General features: G+C 52.7%; 10 protein-coding genes. 2 read left to right on the top strand and 8 right to left on the bottom strand.

The genetic code is table 11. The features are described 5' to 3' along the window. Window positions 1-92: 92 nt before the first annotated feature. From N2K86_RS04840 to bolA, 8 genes are all read right to left on the bottom strand, one after another. Window positions 93-473: a helix-hairpin-helix domain-containing protein gene (locus N2K86_RS04840; RefSeq protein WP_260660659.1), complete on the bottom strand. Its 381-nt coding sequence runs from the start codon at window positions 471-473 to the stop codon at window positions 93-95. 148 nt (window positions 474-621) lie between these two features. Further along, complete coding sequence (gene ppiD / locus N2K86_RS04835; protein ID WP_260660658.1) at window positions 622-2493, bottom strand: peptidylprolyl isomerase; 1872 nt, start codon at window positions 2491-2493, stop codon at window positions 622-624. 212 nt (window positions 2494-2705) lie between these two features. Continuing rightward, complete coding sequence (gene hupB, locus N2K86_RS04830) at window positions 2706-2978, bottom strand: nucleoid-associated protein HU-beta (RefSeq protein ID WP_010428111.1); 273 nt, start codon at window positions 2976-2978, stop codon at window positions 2706-2708. A gap of 210 nt (window positions 2979-3188) precedes the next feature. Next, window positions 3189-5543, bottom strand: coding sequence for an endopeptidase La (gene lon, locus N2K86_RS04825; protein WP_126543958.1), 2355 nt, complete (start codon window positions 5541-5543; stop codon window positions 3189-3191). Between the two features lie 183 nt (window positions 5544-5726). Next, a complete protein-coding gene (clpX, locus tag N2K86_RS04820) occupies window positions 5727-7001 on the bottom strand; it encodes an ATP-dependent protease ATP-binding subunit ClpX (protein ID WP_260660657.1) in 1275 nt (424 codons plus the stop codon). Window positions 7002-7127: 126 nt separating this feature from the next. Further along, window positions 7128-7751, bottom strand: a complete 624-nt coding sequence (clpP, locus tag N2K86_RS04815) for an ATP-dependent Clp endopeptidase proteolytic subunit ClpP (protein WP_010428105.1) — start codon at window positions 7749-7751, stop codon at window positions 7128-7130. A gap of 259 nt (window positions 7752-8010) precedes the next feature. Continuing rightward, window positions 8011-9309: a trigger factor gene (gene tig, locus N2K86_RS04810; RefSeq protein WP_089599339.1), complete on the bottom strand. Its 1299-nt coding sequence runs from the start codon at window positions 9307-9309 to the stop codon at window positions 8011-8013. Between the two features lie 330 nt (window positions 9310-9639). Next, window positions 9640-9957: a transcriptional regulator BolA gene (bolA, locus tag N2K86_RS04805; protein ID WP_010428102.1), complete on the bottom strand. Its 318-nt coding sequence runs from the start codon at window positions 9955-9957 to the stop codon at window positions 9640-9642. A 305-nt stretch (window positions 9958-10262) separates the two neighbouring features. Between bolA and N2K86_RS04800 the strand changes: the two genes are divergently transcribed. Together N2K86_RS04800 and ampG are read left to right on the top strand one after the other, a co-directional pair. Continuing rightward, the gene (locus N2K86_RS04800; protein ID WP_010428101.1) at window positions 10263-10841 is read left to right on the top strand and encodes a lipoprotein; all 579 of its coding nucleotides are present in this window, start codon (window positions 10263-10265) and stop codon (window positions 10839-10841) included. 47 nt (window positions 10842-10888) lie between these two features. Beyond that, window positions 10889-12364 (top strand): muropeptide MFS transporter AmpG, encoded by a 1476-nt coding sequence (gene ampG / locus N2K86_RS04795; RefSeq protein ID WP_260660656.1) that lies wholly within the window; start codon window positions 10889-10891, stop codon window positions 12362-12364. Window positions 12365-12532 lie beyond the last annotated feature (168 nt).

Genomic DNA, 12532 nt, shown 5'->3' with positions numbered 1-12532 from the left:
TAGCCTTTACTGTTATTGTAGGATGAGAGGTCATAACTGGTATGACCTCTTTATCCTGGCAAAATTTTGCCGCAGTGCAAGAAATTGCGTAATTACAGCGTCAGGTGTGAGAGGTTGCGCTCAACCAGCGCGCTGCCCATGCCGGGCACCTGTTTGAGATCGTCGAGCGTTTTGAAAGGGCCATACTCTTCGCGGTAGCTGACGATAGCCTGTGCTTTTTTCAGGCCGACGCCATTCATGACGCGGGCGAGATCTTCCGCAGAGGCCGAATTGATGCTGGCCCGCGTACCGTCATCATCGGTATTTTTACCGGCGTCAGTCGCTTTGGTTTGCCCTTGCACCGGCGCTGTCGCGTCAGGCTTGCTCTGCGTAGCCTGTGATTTGGCGGCGGGCGTCACCGCCTGCGCGCCCGCGCTCATCCCGGTGGTGGCAATAGCCAGCGTAATTAACAGTGCTTTGATTCCACGTTTCATGCTGTTATCTCCTTGTTTGTTGACAGCCACGTCACGATAGCCGCCGGGCAAAACGGGCACAAACAGCAGATTGCAGAAATGGAAAAGGCCGCGAAAGCGGCCTTTAGTTTTTGCAGAGCGTTACGAAAATCTGCGAGCAGACTCGTAATTACTGCTGCTGAGTCATCACATCACCCAGCTTGATTTTAGCTTCTTTACGCAGGTTGCTCATCATGGCTTCGAAAGCAATCTGGGCGTTGTTCTGGGTAATCCCCTGGACCATCGCTTTCTTCTGTGCTTCTGGCAGCGTGCCCGCTTTCACTTCATCCAGCGCCAGCAGAACGACGTTACCCTGCATATCGGTTGTGGTGCCGAAGCTTGGTTTATCCTTCGCTGGCAGCGTCAGACCAAACGCGGCCTGGCTGATTGGGTCCTGACCGGTACGGCTCAGCGTTTTCGCCTCACCGAAGCTCAGGCCAGCAGCTTTCAGCGCGTCCTCTTTACCTGCTTTCAGATCAACCAGGATCTTCTCAGCATCCAGTTTTGCCTGCTGCTCAGCTTTGTTGTGCTTAACCTGCGCAACAACCTGATCTTTCACTTCCGCCAGCGGCTTAACGGCTTCCGCTTTGTGCTCGCTGACACGCAGAACGAATGCACGGTCACCGTCAACGGTAATGATGTCAGAGTTGCTGCCCGGCGTGCCGTTCTCGCCTACCAGACCACCGTTGAAGATAGCGTCAGAAACCGGCTTGAAGTTCAGCTCTTCCGGCAGGTTGTCGCGTCCAAACCAGCCAGTTTCAACCGCTTTGACACCCGCCGCCTGCTCTGCACCCGCCAGAGATTCATTGTCGTTGCTCGCCGCATCGCTCACTTTCTGCTGCAGTGCGTAATAAGCATCCAGCGCTTTTTCCTGTTTCACTTTCGCCGCGATATCCTCGCGAACGTCAGCCAGCGGCTTGGTTTTCGCCGCGGTGATGTCGTCCAGACGCACGACCAGGAAACCAACGGAAGACTTAATGACGCCTGAAAGTTGGCCTTTCTCTTTCAGACCCGCATTTTTCAGCTCGTCCGGCGTGGTCGCGTCTTCAAGCCAGCCCATATCACCGCCGTTTTTCGCAGAGATAATGTCGGTGGATTTTGCTTTCGCGACGGTCGCGAAATCAGCGCCTTTGTTCAACTCGTCCAGCACGGCTTTGGCATCTGCCTCGGTCTTAGTCTGAATCACGCTGTAGCGGTTACGCTGCGGCTGAGTGAACTGATCCTGATGCTGATCGTAGTAAGACTGGATTTCCGCGTCAGACGCGCTTTCCTGCAGCGCAGCCGCATCCAGTTTGATGTAGCTCACACGGAACTGCTCAGGCGCAACGAAGGTGTTCTTGTTCTGCTCGTAGTAAGCGTTAATGTCTGCGTCGCTCACCTGCTGTTTTGCCGCCAGCGCATTCACATCGATTGTCGCTTCACGCACGACACGCTGCTGAGCCACCAGCGCAGCCAGTTCGTCAGTTTCACCTTTGAGCATAAAATCGGTGCCCACAACGGCATTGATGAGCTGCTGAGTCGTCAGCTGGTTACGCAGCGCCTGCGCGTACTGATCGGCGGTCATGCCCATCTGGTTTACGATGCTGTTGTAACGGGCGTTGTCGAATTTGCCGTTAGACTGGAATGCCGGGGTTGAGAAGATGGCTTTTTTAACCTGCTCATCGCTAATGCCCAGACCCAGTCCCTTCGCATACTGGTCCAGCAACGCTTCATCGATAAGGCGATTAAGCGTCTGCTGACGCAAGGTTTTCATATAGCCTTCGTTCGCTGCCAGTTCAGAGAATTGATCGCCCAGCTGTTGCTGCATACGGTTACGTTCACCGGCGAAAGCGTTCTCGAACTGCCCACGGCTAATTTCCTGGCCGTTCACTTTTGCGGCATAGTTCGCACCACCGCCGATAAGGTAACTGCTCACGCCGGTCAAAATGAACGACACGATAATGATACCGAAAATAATCTTGAGCACGAGACTGTTAGCAGCCGTGCGTAAGCTGTCCATCATGGTGTAACAACACTCCGCTGTAGGTGACTGGTTACCTGACGCTGACGGGAAATCCTTACCGTCGCGCGTAAAGGCGTATTGTGACAAGAAAACGGGGCGATTGTCAGCCCACAACTCGCATAAACTCGCACAAATCAGGTCTGGACAAACAAAAAAGGCACATCAAATGATGCGCCCTTGTACTTTTCGGCTTCCCTGAAGCGGGAAAGCAATCAGTTTACTGCGTCTTTCAGCGCTTTACCTGCACGGAAACCCGGCACTTTAGCGGCAGCAATGGTGATCTCTTTACCGGTTTGAGGGTTACGGCCAGTACGGGCAGCACGCTCTTTAACAGCAAAAGTACCGAAGCCTACCAGCGCAACGTCGTCCCCAGACTGCAGAGATTCAGTAACAGAAGCAATTAATGCATCTAACGCACGTCCAGCTGCAGCTTTAGAAATATCAGCACCAGCAGCAATTTTGTCAATCAGTTGAGATTTATTCACTGTTCTCTTCCTCTCTTTATAATTTATATCGCACCTGAATCCTTCACAGCGCGACCGCGCAGCAGTTATATCAGGCCTGCCATGACCTTACAACACCCGTTGTTGATGGCTAACCCAATCAGCAATCTAAATTAGCTATACAAAAAAAGGCTGGCAAGTGCGAAATGACTTACCAGCCTTGTTTTTATTGACGCTCTTTGCGCGAGGTCACTATTTTGCGGTTACAACCTGCATTCCTGAGGGTTCATTCTGCAGTGCGAGACTAAGAACTTCCTCAATGCGTTTCACCGGATGGATCTGCAGATCGGCAATCACGTTGTCCGGAATCTCTTCCAGATCGCGTTTATTTTCGTAAGGAATCAATACGGTTTTGATCCCCCCACGATGTGCCGCCAGCAGTTTTTCTTTCAATCCACCGATTGGCAGTACCTGACCACGCAGGGTAATTTCACCGGTCATCGCCACGTCGGCACGCACCGGGTTGCCCGTCAGACAGGAGACCAGTGCGGTACACATAGCAATACCCGCGCTTGGGCCATCTTTCGGCGTCGCCCCTTCCGGTACGTGAACGTGGATATCGCGTTTTTCGTAGAAATCCGGGTTAATACCCAGTTTTTCCGCGCGCGCACGTACCACGGTCAATGCCGCCTGAATGGACTCCTGCATTACCTCACCCAGCGAGCCGGTGTAGGTCAGCTTGCCTTTACCCGGCACGCAGGCCGTTTCAATGGTCAGCAGATCGCCGCCCACTTCCGTCCATGCCAGACCGGTCACCTGACCCACGCGGTTTTCGTTGTCTGCACGACCGTAATCAAAGCGCTGTACGCCCAGGTAGGCATGCAGATTGTCGCCGTTAATCACGATGTGCTTCAGGCTCTTATCCAGCAGCAGCTGTTTCACCGCCTTACGGCACAGTTTAGAGATTTCACGCTCAAGGCTACGCACGCCCGCTTCACGGGTGTAGTAACGGATGATGCCAACAATCGCGCTGTCCTCAACGGTCAGCTCGTTCGCTTTCAGCGCGTTACGCTCAATCTGCTTCGGCAACAGGTGCTGTTTCGCAATGTTCAGCTTCTCGTCTTCGGTGTAGCCGGAGAGACGGATCACTTCCATACGGTCCAGCAGTGGGGCCGGAATGTTCATGGAGTTGGACGTCGCCACGAACATAACATCGCTCAGATCGTAGTCCACTTCCAGGTAGTGATCGCTGAACGCTACGTTCTGTTCTGGATCAAGCACTTCCAGCAGTGCAGACGCCGGATCGCCACGCATGTCTGACGACATTTTGTCGATCTCATCGAGCAGGAACAGCGGGTTTTTAACCCCCACTTTCGCCATCTTCTGAATCAGTTTACCCGGCATAGAACCGATGTAGGTACGGCGATGACCGCGGATTTCCGCTTCATCGCGTACGCCACCCAGCGCCATGCGGATATACTTACGTCCGGTCGCTTTGGCGATGGACTGACCCAGAGAGGTTTTACCTACCCCTGGCGGCCCTACCAGGCACAGAATGGGGCCTTTAATTTTGTTCACACGGCTCTGTACCGCGAGGTACTCAAGAATGCGGTCTTTCACGCGCTCCAGGCCGTAGTGGTCGGTATCGAGGATCTCCTGTGCCTGACGCAGATCTTTTTTGACCTTGCTGCGGGCGTTCCACGGGACCTGCACCATCCACTCAATGTAGCCGCGCACGACGGTCGCTTCAGCCGACATCGGAGACATCATTTTCAGCTTCTGCAGCTCAGCTTCAGCCTTCTCTTTCGCCTCTTTCGGCATCTTCGCCGCGTCGATCTTACGCTTCAGCGCTTCGTTTTCGTCCGGCGCATCGTCCATCTCGCCCAGCTCTTTCTGAATGGCCTTCATTTGCTCATTCAGATAGTACTCGCGCTGAGATTTCTCCATCTGCTTTTTCACGCGGTTGCGAATACGCTTCTCAACCTGCAGCAGATCGATTTCAGATTCCATCATCGCCATGAGGTATTCCAGACGTTCGTTAACGTCGGACATTTCCAGCACGGACTGTTTGTCAGCCAGCTTCAGCGGCATGTGTGCAGCGATGGTGTCCGCCAGACGCGCAGGATCGTCGATGCTGTTCAGCGACGTCAGCACTTCTGGTGGGATTTTCTTGTTCAGCTTGATATAGCCTTCAAACTGGCTAATCGCGGTGCGCACCAGCACTTCCTGCTCGCGCTCATCAAGCTCAGGCGAATCAAGGTACTCTGCCTTGGCAGAGAAGTGTTCGCCATCGTCTGACAAAGTGGTAATACGCGCACGCTGCAGGCCTTCTACGAGCACCTTCACGGTGCCGTCAGGCAGCTTCAGCATCTGCAAAATAGAGGCCACGGTCCCGACGGTGAAAAGATCGTTTACACCCGGCTCATCCGTTGATGCTTCTTTCTGCGCCACCAGCATGATTTTTTTATCATGATCCATGGCGGCTTCGAGGCAACGGATAGATTTTTCCCGCCCTACAAATAAGGGTATGACCATGTGCGGATAAACCACCACATCGCGCAACGGCAATACGGGGATTTCAATGCGTTCAGAACGCTCAGGATTCATAGAGCTCTCTCTTAGTTTAGTGTCCGCCAGGTAAACTGGTTATGTCACTGTGCTTCACACAACCATTAACATGTAACCAGTATATGGGGATGTTTCCCACACATTCAACGCCATGAATACGGAAAAAGTAAAGGGGAGATAAAATCCCCCCTTTTTGAATAACTGCTTGTATGATTTGGTGAATTATTCGCCAGATGCCTGCTGAGCTTCCGGTTTACCGTAAATCAGCAGCGGCTTGGTCTGTCCACCGATGACGGACTCGTCGATAACCACTTTTTCGACATCTTCCATGGACGGCAAATCGTACATGGTGTCGAGCAGTGCCGCTTCAACGATAGAACGCAGGCCACGGGCACCGGTTTTACGGGCCATCGCTTTTTTGGCGATCGCATCGAGCGCTTCGTCGCGAAATTCCAGATCAACGCCTTCCAGATTGAACAGCGCCTGATACTGCTTGGTCAGCGCATTTTTTGGCTCTTTCAGGATCTGAATCAGCGCCTCTTCACTCAGTTCATTCAGCGTTGCCACTACCGGCAGACGACCGATGAACTCAGGGATCAGACCGAATTTGATCAGATCTTCCGGCTCAACCTGTGACAGCAGCTCACCTTCGTTCGGTTTTTCGGAGGTGGATTTCACCGTCGCGCCAAAACCAATGCCGGAGCCGGTTTCAACACGATGAGAGATCACTTTATCGAGGCCTGCAAACGCACCGCCGCAGATAAACAGGATCTTGGAGGTATCAACCTGCAGGAACTCCTGCTGCGGATGTTTACGACCGCCCTGCGGTGGAACGGCGGCAACCGTACCTTCGATCAATTTCAACAGCGCCTGCTGCACGCCTTCGCCCGACACGTCACGGGTGATGGACGGGTTGTCAGACTTACGGGAGATCTTGTCAATCTCATCGATATAGACGATCCCGCGCTGCGCTTTCTGTACGTCGTAGTCGCACTTCTGCAGCAGTTTCTGGATGATGTTTTCAACGTCTTCACCCACATAACCAGCTTCGGTCAGGGTAGTGGCATCAGCCATGGTGAACGGAACATCCAGCAGACGCGCCAGCGTTTCGGCCAGCAACGTTTTACCGGAGCCGGTTGGGCCAATCAGCAGAATGTTACTTTTGCCCAGTTCCACGCCATTACTGGTGTCGCCGTTACGAAGACGTTTGTAGTGGTTGTATACCGCCACTGCCAGCACCTTCTTGGCCTGCTCCTGGCCAATGACGTAGTCGTCAAGGTGATGACGAATCTCATGCGGCGTTGGCAACGCGCTACGCTCACGGTGTGGCGCAACTTCTTTAATCTCTTCGCGAATGATGTCGTTACATAAATCGACACATTCGTCGCAGATATACACGGACGGCCCGGCAATCAGTTTACGCACTTCATGCTGGCTTTTGCCGCAAAAAGAGCAGTACAGCAGTTTGCCCGAACCATCTTTGCGTTTATCTGTCATGAGTCCAAACCTCTTTTTAAGTTCTTTGTGCCGCACATGACGACGCAAATGCCAATCTCAGACGCAAGCTGCTTAAAGCAGCGTGCCGCCCTACTTTAGTATAGCGGCACACTCGCGTCGCGGGCATCAATTACGATGGGTTAACACGGAGTCAACTAAGCCGTACTCAACTGCCTCTGGAGCAGAGAGGAAGCGATCGCGCTCGGTATCGCGCTCGATCTGCTCGAGGGGTTGACCCGTATGCTGCGCCATAAGTTCATTCATGCGCGCTTTAACTTTCAGAATTTCTCGGGCGTGGATTTCGATATCCGTCGCCTGGCCCTGGTAACCACCCAGCGGCTGGTGAATCATCACGCGGGAATTAGGCAGGCAGAAACGCTTACCCTTCGCCCCTGCTGTTAACAGGAACGCGCCCATAGATGCAGCCTGACCCATACAGATAGTGCTTACATCAGGCTTGATGAATTGCATGGTGTCATAAATGGACATACCTGCGGTAATCACGCCACCAGGGGAGTTAATGTACAGGTAAATGTCTTTTTCTGGGTTTTCCGCTTCCAGAAACAGCATCTGCGCCACGATCAGGTTAGCCATGTGGTCTTCTACCTGGCCGGTCAGAAAGATAACGCGTTCCTTGAGCAGACGGGAATAGATATCAAAAGAACGCTCACCACGTGAGGTCTGTTCAATAACCATTGGCACCAGAGCCATATGGGGTGCAAAGTTATCTCGTTCGCCACTGTATGACATTTCCGTCTCCTGGATCTAAATTGAAAACACCTGCTGTACTGATTGTAACCTTATGGACGGATTATCAGCCAGTCTCATTCATCGTGATTCCATACTTATGGGGTTCACATTGCCCTATTTCAAGCATAACAACCTTTTGTTGTTACGCTAACACTGAAAGGGCGTTTTAGCACTCTTCCTGGGCTATTGGTGTGATAAAAAAAACCCGTCGCCAAAAGGCAACGGGTTTTTGTTCAAACTTTAAACCGTTGGGGCGAAATTACGCCTGCTGGTTCATCAGTTCGTTGAAAGAGGTCGCTTTTTCGGACACTTTAGCTTTCGCCAGTACCGCTTCAACAGCCTGCTCTTCCAGTGCGACGTTGCGCATGTTGTCCATCAGCTCTTTGTTCTTACCGTAGAACTCGATCACTTCTGATGGATCTTCGTATGCAGAAGCCATCTCTTCGATCAGGCCTTTCACACGCTCTTCGTCAGCTTTCAGCTCGTGGGTGCGAATCACTTCGCCCAGCAGCAGGCCTACAACAACGCGGCGTTTCGCTTGCTCTTCGAACAGCTCGCGTGGCAGTTCCATCGCTTGCTGCTGGTTGCCACCGAAACGCTGTGCAGCCTGACGGCGCAGTACGTCGATTTCGCTGTCGATCAGGGCTGCAGGAACGTCGATGTCGTTCGCTTTCACCAGACCGTCAATCGCCTGAGATTTCACACGGTTACGCACAGCGCCGTTCAGCTCGCGCTCCATGTTCTTACGCACTTCGGTACGCAGGCCAGCAACAGAACCATCTTCCACGCCGAAACGCTTGATGAATTCTTCAGTCAGTTCTGGCAGTTCGCGCTCTTCCACTTTCTTCAGGTTGATGACGAACTTCGCTGCTTTACCTTTCAGGTTTTCAGCGTGGTACTCTTCCGGGAAGGTCACGTCGATGGTGAACTCTTCGCCAGCCTTGTGGCCTTTGATACCGTCTTCGAAACCTGGGATCATACGACCCTGACCCATTGCCAGTACGAAGTCAGACGCTTTGCCGCCTTCAAACTCTTCGCCATCTACAGAACCGGTGAAGTCGATGGTAACGCGGTCTTCAGCGTCAACAGCGCCTTCTTTCTCTTTCCAGTTCGCCTGCTGCTTGCGCAGGGTGTCCAGCATGCCGTCAACGTCTTCGTCAGTCACGGAAACAACTGGTTTCTCAACTTCGATAGACTCCAGACCTTTCAGCTCAACTTCTGGGTACACTTCGAACTCTACGGAGTAGGTGAAGTCTTCGCCCAGTTTGTATTCGCCTGGAACGTAGTTCGGCGCGCCGGCCGGATTGATTTTTTCTTTGATGATCGCATCAATAAAGTTACGGCTCATCAGTTCACCCAGCACATCCTGACGCACGGAAGCGCCATAACGCTGAGCAACAACATTCATTGGTACTTTGCCCTTGCGGAAGCCGTCAATACGTACTTTTTTTGCTACGTTGACCAGCTCGCTTTTCACAGCAGTTTCGATGCTGTCAGCAGCGATAGTAATCGTTACACGGCGGCCAAGGCCTTGAGTGGTTTCAACTGAAACTTGCATCTTGTTACCTCAAAAAAATCACAGTGCTCGGTCAACTCTGAATCTGTCTGTTTTACCGGGATGCTCTCTTAGTGCAGATTCACATTCCCTGTCGCCAGAATCATCCCGAAGACATTCAATAAGACGCGGCATTATAGCGGCATCACTTAGGTGAGTCGAGAACGGTTGGGGCATGTTGCTGCGGCTTTTTTCACACTTTAAGGCTATTTTTAGCCTTAAAATCGCACCATCCGCTCAAAACTCAGACAAAACAAAACGGCCCTAAGGCCGTTTTGAGGAAATCTGCAAGCAACATACTGGAAAAGCTCCAATCGTTGCAAATCCGATTTTTCAGGCTATGGTGCCTGCTCCGCGACAAGGCGGTGATGCGAATACCGTATCCTGCAGGCCTTCCCATTCCTTAATGGTGTAGGTATGCAGCGCCAGCGCATGTACGGTTGTGGAGAGTTCTTCCGTCAGGGTACTGTAGATCAAGCGATGTCGGTTCAGGAAACGCTCTCCCAGGAAACGATCGCTGACCAGAACCACTTTAAAGTGGCTTTCAGAACCCGCCGGTACGTTATGACGATAGCTTTCGTCGACAACTTCGAGAAACACAGGGTTAAAAGCTGCCCTTAATTTATCTTCTATCTGCTCACGTATCATCATGAAATTACTCCTCCGACAACGCCAGGATGTCACCCATCCCTTTAAATGTTAGCCGCTTTTACCGTTTCCATTACACCTTGACAACAAATATTTAGCTTTCGTCTGATTTTCTCATTCAAACGAATGAAGTTCACTGTGAGGCTCATACGTTTTGTCATACACGGATTGAGAAAAACGGTGAACTGGTCAGTTTTCGGACAAGGCGATGAATTTACATGCGTTGACCACTTCCCCTCGCCGTTAGCGATGTTATGATGGCGACAATTTTTCTCTTTATACGCTTACGATTCGTTGAGAACCTGAAAATGTTAAAAAAACTCTTCTTTCCGTTGGTAGCACTTTTTATGCTGGCAGGCTGCGCAACCCCGCCAACGACTATTGATGTGTCACCAAAAATTACCCTGCCTCAGCAGGATCCAAGCCTGATGGGCGTGACCGTGAGCATTAACGGTGCCGATCAGCGTCAGGACCAGGCGCTGGCAAAAGTGACCCGCGATAACCAGCAGGTTACCCTGACCGCCTCCCGCGACCTGCGCTTCCTGCTGCAGGAAGTGCTCGAGAAGCAGATGACCTCTCGCGGTTATATGATTGGGCCAAGCGGCGCGGTTGATCTGCAGATCATCGTGAACAACCTGTACGCTGACGTCTCCCAGGGTAACGTGCGCTACAACATCGCGACCAAAGCGGATATCGCCATCATTGCTACCGCGAAAAACGGCAACAAGATGACCAAAAATTACCGCGCCAGCTACTCTGTTGAAGGTGCATTCCAGGCATCCAACCAGAACATTGCTAACGCGGTAAACAGCGTGCTGACTGATACCATCGCCGATATGGCGCAGGACACCAGCATTCATGACTTCATCAAGCAGAACGCTCGTTAATTCTGCGCACTGACCCGGCGCTTAGCCGGGTCAGTTTCAATAAAAACATGTCCAGTCACTACTTACGCATTTTCCAGCAACCGAAATCAGCCATTCTGCTGATCCTCGGCTTCGCCTCCGGTTTACCGCTCGCGCTCACCTCCGGCACGCTGCAGGCGTGGATGACCGTCGAGAATATCGATCTCAAAACTATCGGCTTCTTTTCGCTAGTCGGCCAGGCTTACGTCTTTAAGTTCCTCTGGTCGCCGGTGATGGACCGCTACACGCCGCCGTTCCTCGGGCGACGTCGCGGTTGGTTAGTGATAACGCAGCTTCTGCTGCTCGTGGCCATTGCCGCGATGGGCTTTCTTGAGCCGTCAACCCAGCTGCGCTGGATGGCCGCCCTCGCGGTAGTCATCGCCTTCTGTTCCGCTTCGCAGGATATCGTTTTCGACGCCTGGAAGACGGACGTTCTTCCCGCTGACGAACGCGGTGCCGGGGCGGCTATCAGCGTGCTCGGCTATCGTCTCGGGATGCTGGTTTCTGGCGGGCTGGCGCTCTGGCTTGCCGACCGCTATCTCGGCTGGCAGGGCATGTACTGGCTGATGGCCGCGCTGCTGATCCCCTGCATTATTGCCACCCTGTTCGCACCTGAACCGAGCGATGTGATCCCGGTTCCACGCTCGCTGGAGCAGGCTGTCGCTGAACCATTGCGTGATTTTTTTGGCCGCAACAATGCCTGGCTGATTTTGCTGCTGATTGTCCTGTATAAGCTCGGCGATGCCTTTGCCATGAGTCTGACCACCACCTTCCTGATCCGCGGCGTAGGTTTTGATGCCGGTGAAGTGGGCGTGGTGAATAAAACGCTGGGGCTGTTCGCGACTATCCTTGGTGCGCTTTACGGCGGCGTGCTGATGCAGCGCCTGACCCTGTTCCGTGCGCTGCTGATTTTCGGCATCCTGCAGGGGGCATCAAACGCAGGCTACTGGCTGCTGTCGATCACCGACAAACACATGATCAGCATGGCGTCAGCGGTCTTCTTCGAAAACCTCTGCGGCGGTATGGGAACGGCTGCCTTTGTCGCCCTGCTGATGACCCTGTGCAATAAATCGTTTTCCGCGACGCAGTTCGCATTGCTCTCGGCGCTCTCGGCCGTTGGCCGCGTGTACGTCGGTCCCATTGCAGGCTGGTTCGTTGAAGCCCACGGATGGCCGACATTTTATCTCTTCTCGGTGGTTGCCGCCGTGCCGGGGATTTTATTGCTGCTGGTGTGTCGTCAGACGCTTGAATATACCCAGCGTACTGAAGACTTTATGCCGCGTACCGAGTATCACCGCGCCTACCGTTTTGCCTTGCGGTTGTTAACGGTGGGGTGCCTTGCGCTGGGATTGTGGCTTGTCGTACTCATCATTAATGCAACCACCTCTCTGACAGTCCCGCTCGAAACGCTCCTGCTGGACGTGGGTGCCCTGCTCGCCATCGCCGGGATCCTGATCGGGGGACTTCTCGATTTTCTGGCATTGCGCAAAACGCAGATGAGCTGAAGAAAAAAACGAAAGGTTATTTCCCGTTGTAATCACGATGTGAAATTATAACGGTGGAATAACCGTCAGTCGCGAAAAAAAATATTTGTTGTTTTGTGCGGGATAGCTTCTGGAAATTATTGGAGTCAATTCCAAACTCTATTTTCTCATTAAACGATTCAGCTTTTG

It is taken from the genome of Enterobacter mori (genome assembly GCF_025244905.1).
GTDB classification, from domain to species: domain Bacteria; phylum Pseudomonadota; class Gammaproteobacteria; order Enterobacterales; family Enterobacteriaceae; genus Enterobacter; species Enterobacter mori_A.
The sequence above is the reverse complement of the archived record's forward strand: the minus strand, read 5'-3'. Positions and strand labels throughout refer to the sequence as shown.